The following is a 17769-nucleotide window of genomic DNA, read 5'->3' on the forward strand; positions in this document are numbered from 1 at the left end:
GCGTCGTCATCCTTTGTGACGAATTCGTCCCTGAGATCGCCGAGATCGCTTCCGGTCCTTGCCGTCTCATCGCGCGGTCCGCCGCGGCCGCGCCACCAGCTCGCCCGAACAGTTCGGGCACACGCCGCCCATGGCGCGCCCGCACGCCGCGCAGAACGTGCACTCGTAGCTACAGATCACCGCGGGACCGTCCGCGACGAGCGCCGCACCGCAGCGCTCGCACGCCGTACGCATCTCCAGCGCCATGGTTCTCCTCTCGCGGCACGGATCAGGACGTCAGCAGCCGCACGACCGCGATACTGCCCACCACCACGATGACCGCGCGCAGCATGGTGGGCGACAACCGCCTGCCGTAGTGGGCGCCGAGCTGGCCGCCGATGATCGAGCCGATCGCGATCATCGCCACCGCCTGCCAGTCCACCTCGGCGACCACGATGAAGATCACCGCCGAGACCGCGTTGACGATGAGCGCGAGCACGTTCTTCACGCCGTTGAGCCGCTGGAGCTCGTCGTGCACGAAGATGCCGAGAAGGCCGATCAGCAGCACGCCTTGGGCCGCGCCGAAGTAGCCGCCGTAGATACCGGTCCCGTACACCGCCGCGAGCAGGATAGGCCCGCCGTGCTCCGGAACGGTCCCGTTGTCGTTCTCGCGCCGCCGCTTGACCCAGGCCGCGAGCCGCGGCTGCACCACCACCAGGATCAGCGCCACGATGATCAGCGCGGGCACGATCGCCTTGAACGCCGCGGCGGGCAGCACCAGCAGCAGCACCGCGCCGGTGATGCCGCCGAGCAGCGAGGCCGTGCCGAGCTGGAGCAGCCGGGAACGTTGACCGGCGAGTTCGCGCCGGTAGCCGATGACGCCGCTGATCGAACCGGGCACCAGGCCGATGGTGTTCGACACATTCGCGGTGACCGGCGGCAGCCCGAAGGCCAGCAGCACCGGGAAGGTGATCAAGGTGCCGGAGCCGACGATCGTGTTGATTCCGCCCGCGGCGATGCCCGCCCCGAAGACGGCGAGTAGTTCGAGCCAAGTCATCCGATACGTTCCTTAGACGTCCCGTCGGACCCGCGGCCCGTACAAGCGTTCAGTTCTTCCAGGCACGCTATCGGCAGCCCCGCATACCACGCGCAATCGGACCGGGCTTCCAGCGCCGCGCCGCGACACGCTAAACTCGGGAGAATCATGCAGCGGGCACTTCTTCTCGGCCGCCGCGACGGGGTCTGATCGGACCGGCTCCCGTCGCGGGGTTTCGCCTGCCGGTCGCCCCATAATCGGGAAACCCCCACACCATGGAGAACACGCATGTCCCCTGCTGACGCCTACGTTTCCGGCTCGCGCACCATCACCGCTCCGAGCAAGGCCGCGCCAGCCGACCAGCCCAGATGGAACAAGCAGAAGAACTCCTCGATGCCGACATTCCGGTATCGGCCGTTCGCCGAGGAGGTCGAGCCGATCACCCTGCCCGACCGCACCTGGCCGGACAAGATCATCGACCGCGCCCCCGGCTGGTGCGCCGTGGATTTGCGCGACGGCAACCAAGCACTGATCGATCCGATGAGCCCCGCGCGTAAGCGCCGCATGTTCGACCTGCTGGTGCGGATGGGCTACAAGGAGATCGAGGTCGGCTTCCCGTCGGCCAGCCAGACCGACTTCGACTTCGTCCGCGAGATCATCGAGGACGGCGCCATCCCGGACGACGTCACCATCCAGGTGCTGACGCAGTGCCGCCCCGAGCTGATCGAACGCACCTTCGAGGCCTGCGCGGGCGCGGGCAGCGTCATCGTGCACTTCTACAACTCCACCTCCATCCTGCAGCGGCGCGTGGTCTTCCGCGCCGAGCGCGACGCGGTCAAGAAGATCGCCACCGACGCCGCGAAGCTGTGCCTGGAGGTCGAGCAGCGCTACCCCGACACCAACTGGCGCTACGAGTACAGCCCGGAGTCCTACACCGGCACCGAGCTGGAGTACGCGCGCGAGGTGTGCGACGCGGTCTCCGAGATCATCGCGCCGACCCCTGAGAAGCCGCTGATCATCAACCTGCCCGCCACCGTCGAGATGGCGACGCCCAACGTCTACGCCGACTCCATCGAGTGGATGAGCCGCAACCTGGCCCGCCGCGACTCGATCGTGCTGTCCCTGCACCCGCACAACGACCGCGGCACCGCGGTCGCCGCGGCCGAGCTGGGCTACCAGGCCGGCGCCGACCGCATCGAGGGCTGCCTGTTCGGCAACGGTGAGCGCACCGGCAACGTCTGCCTGGTGACGCTGGGCATGAACATGTTCTCGCGGGGCGTCGACCCGCAGATCAACTTCTCCGACATCGACGAGATCCGCCGCACCGTGGAGTACTGCAACCAGCTGCCGGTGCACGAGCGCCACCCGTACGGCGGCGACCTGGTCTACACCGCGTTCTCCGGCAGCCACCAGGACGCCATCAACAAGGGCCTGGACGCGATGAAGGCCGCGGCCGACGCGCAGGACGCCGACGTGTCCGACATCGTGTGGGAGGTGCCCTACCTGCCGATCGACCCGAAGGACGTCGGCCGCACCTACGAGGCGGTCATCCGGGTCAACTCGCAGTCCGGCAAGGGCGGCGTCGCCTACATCATGAAGACCGATCACGGCCTGGTGCTGCCGCGCCGCCTGCAGATCGAGTTCTCCCAGGCGATCCAGCGGATCACCGACGGCGAGGGCGGCGAGGTCACGCCGAAGGAGATGTGGGACGTCTTCCACGAGGAGTACCTGGCGCCGGTCCGGCCGCTGGAGCGGATCCGGCAGAAGGTCACCGCGTCCGAGACCGACGGCGGGGTGGACTCCATCACCGCCGTGGTGAAGGTGGACGGCGTCGAGCAGGAGGTCAGCGGCAACGGCAACGGACCGCTCGCCGCGTTCGTCGACGCCATCGCGACCGTAGGCTACGACGTGCGGGTGCTGGACTACTCCGAGCACGCCATGTCGGCGGGCGACGACGCGCAGGCCGCCGCCTACGTGGAGGTCGCCATCGGCGACAAGGTGGTCTGGGGCGTCGGCATCGCCACCTCGATCACCACCGCTTCGCTGCGCGCGGTCGTCTCCGCGGTCAACCGCGCAAGCTGACACGTCCGACGTGGCCGGGGCCTTCGTGCTCCGGCCACGTCATCAGCGCGTCGCCGCGTGACTGTAGGTCGCCGAATCGCCGCACGCGCCGGTTCGATCGACGCGCACCGGACTGCGTCGTCACCAGCGCCACTGGATGTAGCCGTCCAGGAAATCCAGCGAATACGTCTGGTGCTCAGTCCCGTCCGCGGTGACGATCGTCCATACCGCCGATTCGCAGTGCCGCACATCGGCATCCGACAGCCCGAGACGCGCCTGCTCGCGCGCGTATCCCGCGTCGTATTCGTCGTCCGTCAGCAACTCGGCGTGCTCGCGCGACCATCGCTCCAGCGCACCCGCGCTATCGAATCTCTCGTAGTCGTCCGGGTTGTCCGCGTGCAGCTCGCCGGTGGCCCACGGCGTCTCGTAGCCGTAGCGGACGATCGTGGCGAAAGGTTTGCCGTCACAGCGCAGTAGCATTGGCGGCTCGAAGATCATCGCGCCAGGCTATGGCCGCTGCCCAGCCGGGCACAGCCTGCGCGCGGGTTTGCTCACCTGCTAGCGTTGGTTTGCACTCAAGCGCCGAGCTCTCTGCTCGAATCCCGAGCAGATGGGGGAACTGTGACAAACAACGACCACAATCCGACCTCTCCGCCCTGGTTGCAGAGTCCTTCGGTGGATACGGCCGCGGTCACCGCCGAACCCTCCGGATCGCAAGCGGCGCAGGACGAGACGAAGGAGCCACCCGCCGAGGCGCCCGAAAAGGACGCCGTAGCAGCGGCCGAACCCGCCGAAGGCCAAGAGGCCGCACCGGGTGCTCGCGAACCGGCGCAGGCCGACGCCGCGCCGGAACCGGGACAGTTCACCGGTTATCCGCCCGCCGCGGGCCCGAGCGATCCGATCGGTTATCCGCCCGCGATGGGTCCCGGCGATCCGACCGGCGTGTATCCGCAGCCCGTCGCCCCGCCCGGCTACGGTCCCGCCGAGGGTTTCGCGCCGAACGGAGCCGCGGAGCCGTACGGTCCGTACAGCACCGGCCAGTTCATGCAGCAGCCCGGTCCCTACCAGGGCGGGCCGTATCAGCCGGGCCCCGAACAGCTTCCGCCGCCGCCCGGTCCCGAGCAGCAGGGCGCGCCCTACGGCGAGTACCGCCAGGAGATCGGACCGGACGGTCTGGTCCGTCGAGTTCCGCAGGAGAGCGGGCCGGAAGCCGGTGCGGCACAGGATCAACAGAGCGGCCCGATCTACAGCTGGGCGCCGCCGCCTCCGCCGGTCCAGCCGATGGCTCCGCCGCAGCCGATGTACCAGGAGCCGCCCGCGCCGATCGGCCAGCCGCCGCTCGGACTCACCGGTCCCGGCCAGACGCCGCCCGGGCTCACGGGTCCCGGGCAGACGCCGCCCGGGCTCACCGGTCCCGGCCAGCAGTGGCAGGGCGGACCGCCGCCGCAGCCGCAGCACCAGCCGTTCCAGCCGCAGCACGTGCCGCAGCCCGGTCAACCCGGCCACTCGGTCAACGACCTCAACCTGCTGAAGCGGGCCCGCCGGGCGCCGCGCAGCGGGTGGCGCCGCGCCGTCCACAAGGCTTCCGGCGGCATGATCAACCCGGGCGAATCCGCGGCCGACGTCGTCTACCGCGATCTCGTCGACCGGGTGAACCAGCCGGTGCGCGGTGACTACCGGATCGCGATCCTCTCGCTCAAGGGCGGCGTCGGCAAGACGACGACGACGGTCGGCCTCGGCTCCACCTTCTCCTCGCTGCGCGGCGACCGGGTCATCGCGATCGACGCCAACCCGGACCTCGGCACGCTGGCGCACCGGGTGCCGCGGCAGACCCGCTCCACCGTGCGAAACCTGCTGGAGGATCAGCAGATCTCCAGGTACTCGGATGTCCGCGCGCACACCTCGCAGGCCCCGAGCCGCCTGGAAGTGCTTGCCTCCGAACAGGATCCGGCCGTTTCCGAGGCGTTCAGCGAAGCCGATTACCGCAAGGCCATCGGCATCCTGCAGTCGTTCTACAACATCATCCTCACCGACTGCGGTACCGGCCTGATGCACTCGGCGATGTCCGGCGTGCTCGACATGGCAAGCTCGCTGGTGCTGGTCACCTCGCCCGCGATCGACGGCGCGCGCAGCGCCTCGGCCACGCTGGACTGGCTCGACCACCACGGCTACGGAAAGCTCGTCGAGCGCACCGTGGTGGTGGTCAACGCCTCGCGGCGCGGCGCCTCCACGGTCGACCTGGACCAGCTGCGCAAGCTGTTCCTGGACCGCACCCGCGCGGTGCAGGTGGTGCCCTTCGACGATCACCTCGCCGAGGGCGCCGAAATCGACCTGGAGCTCGTCAGCAAGCCGACCCGGCGGGCACTGCTGGAACTGGCCGCGATGGTCGCCGACGATTTCGGCTACATCGGCGCCCAGCAGTACCACCACCCTGGGCCGATGGGTCTGCGTTAGACGCACTGCGCGGCGCTGCTTCGGAAGCTCGGCGCGCGTCGGCGTCTGATCGAAGGCGCCGACCGCGGATCCCGAGGACGAGCTGCGGTAGTCGAAAGTCGCGGCCCGGCAGTCGAACTGCCGGGCCGCGTTCGTTTCCGGCGACTTCCCGCTGCGATGTACCCAGCGCGGCCACAAGCACGGCGGCGAGAGCACGCGACCCTACGCGCGGACCGGCTACTCCCCGGTGGCCTGCTCCGCCGCGGCACTCCGCGGTGACCTGCTCCGCCGCGGCACTCCTCGGTGACCTGCTTCGCCGCGGCCCGGAACGCTGCCAGCACCCTGGGCGACCGCAGATCGAACCCCGCAGCGCCTGGCGTCCGTAGCCGCTACTTCGACCCGGTCGGCCACAGACCAGAAGCCGCCGGTGGCGATCGCCGACCGCTACTCCGGTGCGGACCATGCGGGCAGAGCGGCGACTTCGCGGCCTCTACTCCGCAGTGACTTGCTCCGCCGCGACGCGAAAGGCCGCCAGCACCGTGGCGATCGCGGGCCGCTTCTCCGCGTGCGCGCGGGTGACCAGGTCGTAGTTGCGGGCGGCGCGTACGCCGGAGAGTCGTAGCACCGCGAGGTCGGGGTGGGCGACGGCGAAGCGCGGCATCAGCGCGACGCCGTAGCCGGACGCGACGAGCGTCTCGATGACGCGGAAATCATTGAGCCGCTGCGCTATTCGCGGCTGCACTCCGGTCACGGTGGCGATCGATTCGAGCACGTCGTCGACCGGGAAGCCGCCGCGCACGCTGAGCCAGGTCTCCTCGGCGAGTTCGGCGGGGGCGACCGAGCGCTGCCCGGCCAGCCGGTGCGTGGGGGCGACGACCACGTCGATGGGTTCGCGCATGAGGAACCGCGAGGTGATGCGCGGTCCGGCCACCGAGCCGGAGCGCTCGTCGCGGTGGGTGAGGACGATGTCGTAGTCGGCGAGCAGGCGCGGCACACCGCTGGGCGGCACGTCTTCGTCGCGGGCGACCACATCGACATCGCTGCCCGCCAGCGCTGGCAGCACCAGCGGCAGCAGCAGCGCCGCGCCCGACGGGAACAGCGCCACCCGCACCTGCCCGCGCGGCGAGCCGCGATAGTGCGCCATCTCCGCGACCGCCCGATCCATGGCGGCGAGCACCTCGTCGGCGCGAACGACCAGCGCCTGCCCCGCGTCGGTGAGCCGGATGCGACGGCCGTCGGGTTCGAGCAATGCGACACCGGCCTCCTTGGCCAGCGTCTTGAGTTGCTGGGAGACCGCCGACGGCGTCATGGACAGCGCGTCGGCCACCGCGGAAATGGTTCCCCGGTCGGCGAATTCGCGCAGCACCCGCAGCCGATCCAGGGACATCGGCGGTCCCTGCGACTCGACCGGCACCGGCACGTCCTCTCGTAGATAGTGAAGCTCGACTACAATATCAGTACAGATTTATTCGATTGTGCTGATGGTTTCCGAGCTCGACCATGGTGAGCGTGACCAACCGCGACCGCCTGCTCGGCCTCACCGTCGTCCTGCTCTGGGGCCTGAACTTCATCGCCATCCGGGTCGGCCTCGACCACTTCCCGCCGCTGTTCTTCGCGGCCCTGCGTTTCGCGGTGCTCGCGGTGCCGGTGCTGCTGTTCGTGCCACGTCCGAACGTGCCGCTGCGCTGGCTCTTGTTGTACGGCACGGGTTTCGGGGTGCTGCAATTCGCATTCCTGTTCACCGCGATGCGCGCGGGCATGCCGACCGGGCTCGCCTCGCTGGTGCTGCAATCCTCCGCGCCGTTCACGGTGGTGCTCGGCGCGCTGCTGCTGGGCGAGCGGCTGCGCCCGGTCCAGCTGGGCGGGTTGTTCGTCGCGGTGGCCGGGATCGTGGTGATCGGCGCCGACCGCGTGCACGTCGCGCCGCTGCTGCCGCTGCTGCTCACCCTGGCGGGCGGGCTCGGCTGGGCCTTCGGCAATATCGGCTCGCGGCTGGCCGCGGCTTCAGGAGCGGTCAACCCACTGCACCTGACCCTGTGGATGACGGTGGTGCCGCCGCTTCCACTGTTCGCCCTCTCCGCGCTCACCGAGGGCCCGGCGATCGGTTGGCACGCACTGGCCGACCTCGCGTCGCCGACCGGATGGCCCGCGCTGATCGGCCTCGCCTACATCGTCGCGCTGGGCACGGTCGCGGGCTCGGGGCTCTGGACGTTCCTGATGAGCCGCTATCCCGCGGGCGCGGTCGCGCCGCTCTCGCTGCTGGTCCCGGTCGTCGGCATCGCCGCGGCCTGGGCTTTCCTCGACGAGACGCCCACCGCGTGGCAGTTGCTCGGCGGCCTGATCGTGATCACGGGTGCGTTCGTCGCGACCACCGGTGGTCGGCGGCCGAGGGTTGTGAAGACCGCGGAATCAGCAGCGGCCGCCGAACCCGCGCTGCGCTGAGTAGCCGCCTGGAGTGCACGGTGCGAGGGCCGCGAAACCCGCCGAACCCGCACCGGCCACCGAACCCACGCTGAGCGCCCGGCGAGTGCGAGTTCCGTGGGCCGGGAAGGCCGCCGAACCAGAACGGGTCTGCGATCCCGGCTGCGATGCAGACCCGCCTGTAGTGCGAGTTTGCGAATTGCGAGTTTCGGGAAGTAGCTCGCGCCGCGCGAGGTCGGCGGTACTCTCGGGGCGCTGTACTCGCCGCGGCCGAGGTTCGTCACCGGCCGCGAGCCAGCGGCGGCAGGGGTGGGTGGGATGGCCCCGAGCAGGCGCTTTACAGTGGGTGCGGCGGTGAAGGTAGGGAACCGAAGGCTAGGCAGCAGAGTCGCGCATGGCAGAACAGCGGTGGGCCGTCTCGCGAAGATCGATGATTCGCGGCACGGTGGCAATGGGGGTCGCGTCGGCGGGGGTTCACACGGCCGGTGCGCTGAGACCGGGGCGCGCGTCGGGCGCCCCCGACGGCAGACGGGTGGCGGTGCTCGGCGGCGGGGTCGCGGGACTCACCGCGGCGCACGAACTTGCCGAACGCGGATTCCAGGTCACCGTCTACGAGAGGCGGGCGCTCGGCGGCAAGGCGCGCAGCATTCCGGTGCCGGGCAGCGGATCCGGCGGACGTCCCGATCTGCCGGGTGAACACGGCTTCCGTTTCTTTCCCGGCTTCTACCAGCACATTCCGGACACGATGCGGCGAATCCCGTTCGCGGGCAACGCCGAAGGAGTCTGGAACAACCTGATCGCGATACCCGAGGCGCGCATGTCCCGCCGCGACGGCGACGACTTCCAGATCCCGCTCGGCTTCCGCGCCCGACCGAATCCGCGGCCGGAGGACTTCCGCGAGACCGTCGGCGCCGCCATCGCGACGGCACTGAAAATGCCCGCCGCGGAAGGACTTTTCTTCGCCAACCGGCTGCTCGTGTTCAACACCAGTTGCGACGCCCGCCGCTACGGCCAGTGGGAGCACATGGCCTGGCGCGATTTCGTCGGCGCGCACCACCGTTCGCACGAATTCCGCGCGCTGATCTCGCGCACGCTGACCAGCATCATGGTCGCCGCCAAGGACAACCTCGCCAGCGTGCGCACCATCGGCAACATGGGCGAGCAGTTCCTCGGCAACCCGTTCGAGGTCGGCAACGACGGTGCGCTGGACCGGGTGCTGAACGGCCCGACCAACGCGGCGTGGATCGATCCGTGGACGGCGCGGCTGCGTGAGCTCGGCGTCGAGTTCGCGCTGGGCGCGGAGGTGCGCGGTTTGGAGGTGCGGAACCGGCGCATCAGCGGCGCTCGCATCGTCGACGGCAACGGCAGCCGCACGGTCGAGGCCGATTACTTCGTGGTGGCGCTGGCCGCCGAACAGGCCCGCGCGCTGTGGTCGCCCGACGTGCTCGAGGTGCGCCCCGAGCTGGCCGCGATGGACCGGCTGTTCGTGGACTGGATGACCGGCATCCAGTTCTACCTGCGCAGACCGGCCGAGATCTCCAGGGGCCACACCGCCTACATCGACGCGCCGTGGTCGCTCACCTCGATCAGCCAGAACCAGCTGTGGACGCGCAAGCTCGCCGAATTCGGTGACGGCACTGTGCAGGACTGCCTTTCGGTCGACATCTCCGACTGGAACACCCCGGGCATCCTGTACGGCAAGACCGCCAAGGAGTGCACGCACCAGGAGATCGCGCGCGAGGTGTGGGCGCAGTTGCAGGCCCACCTCAACGATCGTGGCGAGGAACTGCGCGACGCCGACCTGCATTCCTGGTTCCTCGATCCCGCGATCGTCTGGCAGTCCGAACAGCGCCGCAACACCAACGCCGACCCGCTGCTGATCAACACCGCCGGGTCGTGGGAGCTCCGCCCCGAACCGCACGGCGATCTCGAAAACCTGTTCCTCGCGGGCGATTACGTGCGCACCAACGTCGACCTGGCCACCATGGAGGGCGCCAACGAGTCGGCGCGGGCCGCGGTGAACGCGCTGCTCGACGTCGCGGGTTCGGACGCGCCGCGCTGCCGGATGTACACGCTGTACCGCGCGACCGAGCTGGAACCGTTGCGGCGCATGGACGCCGATCGGTACGCGGCGGGTCAGCCGAATCTCTTCGACTGAAGCGGGTGTACCTGCCCAGCAGTGGTTCTCCGGGTCAATGCCTGACAACGGGAGAACACACGCCAGCTGCGCGCCGTCTCCGCACAAGTACACCTGTCGGCGGGTGTACCTGCCCGACAGTGGTTCTCCGGGTCAATGCCTGACAACGGGAAAACACACACCTGCTGTGCGCCGTCTCCGCACAGGCACACCTGCCAAGGCGGGGGCAGGTGTACCTGCCCAACAGTGGTTCTCCGTATCAACGCCTGACAACGGGAAAAAACGACCCGCTGCGCGCCGTCGCCACACAAGTACACCTGCCAAGGCGGGGGCAGGTGTACCTGCCCAGCAATGGTTCTCCGTATCAACGCCTGACAACGGGAAAAAACGACCCGCTGCGCGCCGTCGCCACACAAGTACACCTGCCAAGGCGGGGCGTGTGTACTGCCCAAGGGGGCGCTTGTGCGGAGACGGCGCACAAGCAGACCCTGTCTTCCGTTGCCAGGCACTCACATTGAGACCCACCGTCTGTGCAGGTACCCCCGGTATTCGATCGCGCGGGCCGTCGCCGCGGTGCTTCAATCGAAGTATGGGCGAGACCACGAAGATCACCGACCCCGACGACCTGCGTGCGCTGCTCGGTGCGGTGATGCCGCGCGCGGCGACCAAGGAGCGCGTCGCACTGCACCAGCGCGATCGTGAGTGGATCGCCAGCTCCCCGTTCCTGGTGATGAGCACCTGCGACGCCGACGGCAACTGCGACGCCTCGCCCAAGGGCGACCCGGCGGGTTTCGTGAAAGTGCTCGATGATCGCACCATCGCCATCCCCGAGCGCCCGGGCAACCGCAGGGCCGACGGCTACCTCAACATCCTCGCCAACCCGCACGTGGGCCTGCTCTTCCTGATCCCAGGCCGGCGCGACACCCTCCGCGTCAACGGCCGGGCCCGCCTGGTCAGCGACGCCGCCTACTTCGACGACATGGTGGTCAAGGGCCACCGCCCGATCCTCGCCGTCGAGGTCGCCGTCGAACAGATCTTCTTCCACTGCGCCAAGGCGTTCCTCCGCAGCCACCTGTGGGAGCCGGAGCAGTGGCCCGCCGACACCCTCCCCAGCACCGCCTGCCTGGTCAAGGACGTAGACCCGAACATCAAGGAAACGGTAGACGACCTAGAGCACTACTACTCCCCAGAAAACTACGCCGCAAAACTGTACCGCGACTAACTCCCGTCGCAGCCGCTCCCACACGCCCCGTGTACGCGTCACATAGCCACCGCCTATGTGAGGAGTGCACAGACTGTGTGGCCACCACCCCCAACCTCGGTGCGACAGCCGCAACTGGCCCGGCGCGCCGTGACCCCGACCTCACCGACCACGCTGTCGCGGCGCACCCCGAACCCCGCACATAGACTCTCGGCGTGGCGAAGATATCGATGCGTGGGCGGATCGCCCTGCGGGCCGCGGCGGCAGCGTCGTGGGCCTCGCAGAAGGCGGGACGCGGCAAGGGTTCGATGATCGGCGGCCTGATCGCGCTGAAGATCGACCCGACGATCATGGACCAGCTCGGACGTGGCAGGCGGACGGTGCTGGTCACCGGCACCAACGGCAAGTCGACGACGACGCGGATGACCACCGCCGCGCTGAGCACCCTCGGTCAGGTCGCCACGCAGGCCGACGGCGCCAATATGGACGCGGGCATCGTCGCCGCGCTGAGCACGCACCAGGGTGTGCCGCTGGCCGCCATCGAGGTGGACGAACTGCATCTGCCGCACGTCAGCGACTCGCTGAACCCGGCCGCCGTGGTGCTGCTGAACCTCAGCCGCGACCAGCTGGACCGGGTCGGCGAGATCAACATGATCGAGCGCAAGCTGCGCGCCGGTCTCGCCCGTCACCCCGACACCGTGGTGATCGCCAACTGCGACGACGTGCTGGTCACCTCGATCGCCTACGACCACCCGAACGTGGTGTGGGTCGCCGCGGGCGGCGGCTGGGCGATGGACGCGACGAGCTGTCCGCGCTCCGGCGAGCCGATCGTCTGGGAGGGCGAGCACTGGCGCAGCACCGGTACGGATTTCCAACGGCCGCAACCGGATTGGCACCTGGAGGGGAACGACCTCGTCGGCCCCGACGGCGAACGCCACCTGCTCGAGCTGGCGCTGCCCGGCCGGGCCAACCGGGGTAACGCCGCGCAGGCGGTAGCCGCCGCGGTCGCGCTGGGCGCCGAAACGGCCAAGGCCGTCGTCGCCGCGGGTACGGTGCGCGAGATCGCGGGCCGCTACCGGACCGTGCAGGTCGGCGAGCACGCCGCGCGGCTGCTGCTCGCGAAGAACCCGGCGGGCTGGCAGGAAGCCCTGTCGATGATCGAGCCGAGCGCGGCCGGGCTGGTGATCGCGGTGAACGGGCAGGTGCCCGACGGCGAGGACCTCTCCTGGCTGTGGGACGTGCGCTTCGAGCACTTCGAGGGCGTGCAGGTCGTCGCCTCCGGCGAGCGCGCCACCGATCTCGCGGTCCGCCTCACGTACGCGGGCGTCGAGCACACCACCGTCCCGGATCCCTTGCGCGCCATCGCTTCCTGCCCGCCCGGGCAGGTCGAGGTGCTCGCCAACTACACCGCGTTCCGCGACCTCAACCGCGACTTGGAGAATCATGGGTGACTCGACGGTACGGATCGGCCTCGTACTGCCCGATGTGATGGGCACCTACGGCGACGGCGGCAACGCGCTCGTGCTGCGCCAGCGGCTGCGCATGCGCGGCTACGACGCCGAGATCGTGGAAATCACGCTGCCCGAACCGGTTCCGAACTCGCTGGACATCTACACCCTCGGCGGCGCGGAGGACTCCGCGCAGCGACTGGCCACCCGGCACCTGCAGCGCTACCCCGGCCTGCAGGAGGCGGCCGCGAAAGGCGCTCCGGTGCTTGCCATCTGCGCGGCGATCCAGGTGCTCGGCAACTGGTATGAGACCTCCTCGGGCGAGCGCGTGGACGGCGTCGGGCTCATCGACGTCACCACCTCGCCCCAGGCCAAGCGCGCCATCGGCGAAGTGACCACCAGTCCCATGCTCGACGGCCTCACCGCCCCGCTCACCGGCTTCGAGAACCACCGCGGTGGAACGAAACTCGGCCTCGAAGCGACCGGCCTCGCGCGCGTCACCCGCGGCGTCGGCAACGGCGTCGGCGACGGACTCGAGGGCGTCGTCCAGGGCTCGGTCATCGGCACCTACATGCACGGCCCGGCCCTCGCCCGCAACCCCGAACTCGCCGACCTCCTCCTCACCCGAGCCCTCGGCGTCGACACCCTCGAACCACTGAACCTGCCCGAGGTCGACCAACTACGCCGCGAACGCCTCCGCGCCTGAGAGCAGCCTTTTCGCGCGGAGTCGCTGGTGACCTCGAGAAGGGGCCGAGCCGAAGGTTGTCGCGAATTGGGTATTCACACTTCGAGCGGAGCGACGTCGACCGAGACGGTGATCGAGCTCTCCTTGGCCTCGGTGTAGATGATGCCGCGCAGTGGCGGCACATCGGCGTAGTCGCGTCCCCACGCCGCGACCACGTAGCGCTCGTCGGCGAGCTGGTCGTTGGTGGGGTCGAAGCCGATCCAGCGGCCCGCGCGTTCGGACGGGTTCCGGCCGGGGACCCACACCGCCGCCCAGGCGTGGGTGGCGTCGGCGCCGACCATGCGCTCCTTGCCCGGCGGCGGGTCCGTGGCGAGGTAACCGGAGACGTATCGCGCGGCGAGCCCGTGCGACCGCAGGCAGGCCGCGGCGATCCTGGCGAAATCCTGACAGACGCCCGCGCGCGCGAAGAACACGTCGGAGACCCTGGTCGAGACGTTCGTCGAACCCGACCAGTAGGTGAAATCGGTGTAGATGCGGGTCGTCAGATCGGTCACCGCGGCGAGCAGTGGCCGCCCCGGAGTGAGCGAGCGCGCCGCGTAAGCGGTGATCTCCTCGGTGATCTCCGGCGGGTGCAGGTCGAGGGTGAACTCCACGGCCAGCGGGCCGTTCGCATGACTGGGCCGCGCGGACTCCCACGGCAGCCGGGCCGGATCGTCCGTCAGCTCGGCGGGCGGGTCGACCTCGACCGTCGACTCCGCGCTGACGACCAGCTCCCAGTGTTCGGCCGTGACGTGGAAGTAGTGCGTGGTGTTGCCGTACACATCGGTGCCGATGGACCGGTCCGACGGCGCCGGGTCGACGTGCACCTCGTGCGCGAGCACCCGCTGACCGGGGAACTCGCGCGGGGTCAGATAGGCGCGCCCGTAGGAGCTGGTGACCTCCTCGGAGTAGGAATAGGTGGTGCGATGGGCTACCCGATACCGCCGCGTCGCGCCGTCGCCGCCGATCATCCGACCACCCGCGTGCTGCCCCACAGCGGCTGAATGCCCACCGGCAGCGAGAGTTTCGTCGTCTCGAAGGATTCCGCCACCTTGCGCAGCCGCAGGTGCACACCGTCGAGCAGTTCGGCCAACTCGGTGCGCCTTCCGTTCTCGTCGGTGACGTTCAGGTCGTCCGGATCCACGCGGCGCAGCATGCGCTGGGCGTCGGCCAGCAACCGTTGCGGCCGTGAGGATCCCGAGGCGCCGGGTAGCGCGGCGAAGTTCGCGTCGAGTCGTTCGAGCTGGTAGGCCAGCGATCGCGGATTGCCCCTGTCGAAGAGCAGCAATCCGGCGACCGCCGAGACCCGCACCGAATCCCGGTGTCGCCGACGGTAACTCACCGACGATTCGGCCGCCTGCAACACCGCTTCGGTGACCACCAGCTCGGCTTCCGCCGGATAGGTCTCGGTCAGCGCCGACGAGAGCAGCGCCGTCACAGCCAGCCCGCGCTCGATGCGCTTACCGATATCCATGACGCACCAACCGATGTCGCGCACCAATGACTCGGCCTCGATGCCGGACAGCGAGAGCAGGGCGGCCAGCGTCAGGGAATGCACCGCCGAGAGCGCCGTCTCGTCGCCGTCGCTCTCGCGATACTCGGCCAGCGCCCGGTCCACCGAGCCGAGGATCATCCAGGTGTCGTGCGAAAGCTGGTCGCGCACGGCGCGCGCCGAGGAGCCGTACCGGTCGATCGCGTAGGCCAGCGATCCGGGCAGCTCCCTATCGATGGTCAACGCTTCGAGATAGTCGTGCCCCTCGCGGGACGCACCCGCCACCGCGGCCACCCCACCGTTGCCCTCCGATGCGCTCGCGGCTGTGAATCCGTCTGCCGCGCCGCCCAACTCGGACTCCGCACCGCCCGACCCCATCTCGCCACTCGACGCGGGCTCGGCGCCACCCGCCTCCGGCTGCTTCCCACCGCCCGACTCGACCTGCGGATCACCCGGCCCCAGTCCGCCGCCGAAGGCTCGGGATTCCCCTCCGCGAGGCTCGGGCTTCGCACCGCCCCGCCCCAGCTTCCCGCCACCGAGCCCAGGCTTCCCGCCGCCGAGCCCGGGCTTCCCGCCGCCCGATCCGAGATCTCCGCGGCCCGACTCGGCCTCCGCGCCACCCAACCCCGGTCCACCACCGAGGGCTTCGATTTCCCCGCCACCTGACCCCGGCTCACCACTACCAGGCCTGAGCTTGCGATCGTCCGAGCCCTGATCCTCGCGGCCCGACTCGGCCCCCCTGCCACCCAACCCCCGTCCACCACCGAGGGCTTCGGGTTCCCCGCCACCTGACCCCGACTCACCACTACCAGGCCCGAGCTTGCGACCGTCCGAGCCCTGATCCTCGCGGCCCGACTCGGACTCCCTGCCACCCAACCCCCTTCCACCACCGAGGGCTTGAGGTTCTCCTCCACCCGACTCCGGCTCCCCACCAGCCGACGCGGCCTCCGGCGCACCGCCACCCGACCCCGGCTCCCCGCCGCGCGACTCCAGCTTCGGGCCGCCGTCCCCGATCACCGCGTCCGGCGCGGCCGTGCAGGTCGTCGCGGCCAGCGCCGCCATCAGGACCGGCAGCGCCTCCGCGCCCTCCAACCACGGTCGGTAGCGATAGTCCTGGTAGCGGTCGTGCGTGGCGATCAGCAGGCGGACCGCCGCCTCCGCGCGCTCGCAGTATCGGCCCATCCAGAACATGTCGGTGAGCACGCGCGGCGAGCTGATCTCCTCGACGATCGGCGCGACCCGCCGCTCACGCTCCTCGCGCGGCGCTTCGGCGCCGACCGCGGTCGTCGTGGCGGGCGCGGCCCGCACCCAGACGTCCTTGGCCGCGATCTTGATCACCGCCCGGTCCGGCTGGGTGCGCTGACGCAGCTGACCGAGGCCGCCCGCCATCGCCGTGTAACCGCCGCGGCGGGCCAGCGAGAACAGCCGCATGCCCACCGGCGCCGCGGCCAGACCGCCGTACCCGTGCACGGCCGGGGCCACCGAGAACTGGGCCGGTTCCTGGCCGACCCACTTCCAGCCGTCCGCCTCGATGCGCCGCCGCAGCTCCTCGCGCATCGTCGCCGACAGATCCGGCCCGAACAGCGTGGCCCCGTCCACCGTCGAACGGATGATCAGTTGGTCCAACTCGGCGAGCAGATGCGAACGCTCGCTCGCGTCGCCGCCCCAGTACGCGGGCGCGCTGTCCAGCAGCAGTTCCTCGCCGAGCAGCGCGCGGGAGATCCGCGGCAGGAAGCCCGCGAGCGCCGGATTCTCCAGCAACCCGCTGCCCAGCGTGTTCACCACGGTGACCGCGCCGCGGCGCAACACCTCGACCAGCCCCACCACCCCGAGATGCGAATCCGGCCGCAGATCGAGCGGATCGGAGAACTCCGCGTCCACCCGGCGCAGCACGACGTCCACCCGCTTGAGAGTGCCGAGCGAGCGCATCCACAGCGCGCCGTCGCGCACCACCAGGTCGGCGCTCTCCACCAGCGGGAAGCCCAGCGTCGAGGCGAGATACGCCTGATCGAAGGCGGTTTCGGAATGCACGCCCGGGCTCAGCACCACCACGACGGGATTGTCCTCGGCCACCGGCGCCGCCTCGATCAGCAAGAGCCGCATCGCCCTGGCGAACGGGGTGAGCGGGCGCGGGCTGGAGTGCTCGAAGGCCTCCGGGATCGCGGTCGAGACGACGCGGCGGTCGGCCAGCGCGTAGCCGGCCCCCGAGGGGGCCTGTGCCCAGTCGGCGATGGCGCGGAACTCGCCGTCGCTCCAGCGGCTGATGTCGCAGGCGTGCAGGAACAGCTGGTGGCGTCCGGGGATCGTGATGCCGTGCGCGGCACGCACGTAACCCACGTTGCCGAACACCAGCTCGGGCGGCAGCAGCCCGGACGTGATCGTGCGGCGCGAGCCGTAGATGTCGGTGAGCACCTCGTCCAGCACCCGCGAGCGCTGCACGAGGCCCGCCTCCAGCCGGGTCCAGTCGTCGGCGGAGACCAGCAGCGGGATCGGATCGAGTCGCCACGGCGTCGGGATCGCGGCCTCGCCCGCGCGCATCACCTCGGTGTAGGTGATGCCGTCGTCATCGATCAGCCTGCGCACCCTGGTGTCCAGCCTGCCGAGCCCGGCCGGGCCGATCTCGACGAAGTCGGCCGAGAGTTCCGACCACATCTGCCGCACGACGCCGTCGGTGTCCACCAGCTCGTCGTAGTAGCCGCCGGTCGGCCTGCCGACCTCGTCGTAGGCGCCGGTGTGGCCGCCCTCGGCCCGGTAGCGGGCGAGCTGCTCGGCGATCTGCGCGCGCACGTCGGCGGCCGTCGCCGCCGGGGGCACCGCATCGGCGACCATGCCGACCT

At 70.1% G+C, this 17769-nt stretch carries 13 protein-coding genes and 1 pseudogene; 7 read left to right on the top strand and 7 right to left on the bottom strand.

What is annotated here, in order from left to right:
• Positions 1-66 precede the first annotated feature (66 nt).
• Both ABZV58_RS00305 and ABZV58_RS00310 read right to left on the bottom strand, forming a co-directional pair.
• The gene (locus ABZV58_RS00305) at positions 67-246 is read right to left on the bottom strand and encodes a DUF1272 domain-containing protein (protein WP_354998021.1); all 180 of its coding nucleotides are present in this window, start codon (positions 244-246) and stop codon (positions 67-69) included.
• A gap of 22 nt (positions 247-268) precedes the next feature.
• Positions 269-1036, bottom strand: coding sequence for a sulfite exporter TauE/SafE family protein (locus tag ABZV58_RS00310; protein WP_354998022.1), 768 nt, complete (start codon positions 1034-1036; stop codon positions 269-271).
• Between the two features lie 267 nt (positions 1037-1303).
• Here ABZV58_RS00310 and leuA point away from each other — a divergent pair, with 267 nt between their 5' ends.
• The gene (leuA, locus tag ABZV58_RS00315) at positions 1304-3097 is read left to right on the top strand and encodes a 2-isopropylmalate synthase (protein WP_354998023.1); all 1794 of its coding nucleotides are present in this window, start codon (positions 1304-1306) and stop codon (positions 3095-3097) included.
• Between the two features lie 120 nt (positions 3098-3217).
• Here the strand turns inward: leuA and ABZV58_RS00320 are convergent, their stop codons facing one another.
• Positions 3218-3574: a hypothetical protein gene (locus tag ABZV58_RS00320; RefSeq protein ID WP_354998024.1), complete on the bottom strand. Its 357-nt coding sequence runs from the start codon at positions 3572-3574 to the stop codon at positions 3218-3220.
• Positions 3575-4120: 546 nt separating this feature from the next.
• Here ABZV58_RS00320 and ABZV58_RS00325 point away from each other — a divergent pair.
• Positions 4121-5530 (top strand): MinD/ParA family protein, encoded by a 1410-nt coding sequence (locus ABZV58_RS00325; protein ID WP_354998978.1) that lies wholly within the window; start codon positions 4121-4123, stop codon positions 5528-5530.
• Between the two features lie 469 nt (positions 5531-5999).
• Here the strand turns inward: ABZV58_RS00325 and ABZV58_RS00330 are convergent, their stop codons facing one another.
• Positions 6000-6896 (bottom strand): LysR family transcriptional regulator, encoded by an 897-nt coding sequence (locus ABZV58_RS00330; protein WP_354998979.1) that lies wholly within the window; start codon positions 6894-6896, stop codon positions 6000-6002.
• Positions 6897-7018: 122 nt separating this feature from the next.
• Here ABZV58_RS00330 and ABZV58_RS00335 point away from each other — a divergent pair, with 122 nt between their 5' ends.
• From ABZV58_RS00335 to ABZV58_RS00355, 5 genes are all read left to right on the top strand, one after another.
• A complete protein-coding gene (locus ABZV58_RS00335; protein WP_354998025.1) occupies positions 7019-7951 on the top strand; it encodes an EamA family transporter in 933 nt (310 codons plus the stop codon).
• Between the two features lie 373 nt (positions 7952-8324).
• The gene (locus tag ABZV58_RS00340; RefSeq protein WP_354998026.1) at positions 8325-10088 is read left to right on the top strand and encodes an FAD-dependent oxidoreductase; all 1764 of its coding nucleotides are present in this window, start codon (positions 8325-8327) and stop codon (positions 10086-10088) included.
• Positions 10089-10656: 568 nt separating this feature from the next.
• Complete coding sequence (locus ABZV58_RS00345) at positions 10657-11289, top strand: pyridoxamine 5'-phosphate oxidase family protein (RefSeq protein WP_354998027.1); 633 nt, start codon at positions 10657-10659, stop codon at positions 11287-11289.
• A gap of 209 nt (positions 11290-11498) precedes the next feature.
• A complete protein-coding gene (locus ABZV58_RS00350; RefSeq protein WP_354998980.1) occupies positions 11499-12719 on the top strand; it encodes a MurT ligase domain-containing protein in 1221 nt (406 codons plus the stop codon).
• Positions 12712-13422: a glutamine amidotransferase gene (locus ABZV58_RS00355; protein ID WP_354998028.1), complete on the top strand. Its 711-nt coding sequence runs from the start codon at positions 12712-12714 to the stop codon at positions 13420-13422. Before ABZV58_RS00350 ends, ABZV58_RS00355 begins: the two co-directional genes overlap by 8 nt.
• A 74-nt stretch (positions 13423-13496) precedes the next feature.
• Here ABZV58_RS00355 and ABZV58_RS00360 read toward each other — a convergent pair whose 3' ends face one another.
• The 3 genes and pseudogenes from ABZV58_RS00360 to ABZV58_RS00370 form a co-directional block, all read right to left on the bottom strand.
• Positions 13497-14411, bottom strand: coding sequence for a transglutaminase family protein (locus ABZV58_RS00360; RefSeq protein WP_354998029.1), 915 nt, complete (start codon positions 14409-14411; stop codon positions 13497-13499).
• A complete protein-coding gene (locus tag ABZV58_RS00365) occupies positions 14408-15994 on the bottom strand; it encodes an alpha-E domain-containing protein (protein WP_354998981.1) in 1587 nt (528 codons plus the stop codon). Before ABZV58_RS00365 ends, ABZV58_RS00360 begins: the two co-directional genes overlap by 4 nt.
• Positions 15983-17761: pseudogene (locus ABZV58_RS00370) on the bottom strand (circularly permuted type 2 ATP-grasp protein); the annotation flags it as partial. The pseudogene ABZV58_RS00370 and the gene ABZV58_RS00365, both read right to left, overlap by 12 nt.
• Positions 17762-17769 lie beyond the last annotated feature (8 nt).

Source organism: Nocardia sp. NPDC004654, from assembly GCF_040609595.1.
GTDB lineage: Bacteria > Actinomycetota > Actinomycetes > Mycobacteriales > Mycobacteriaceae > Nocardia.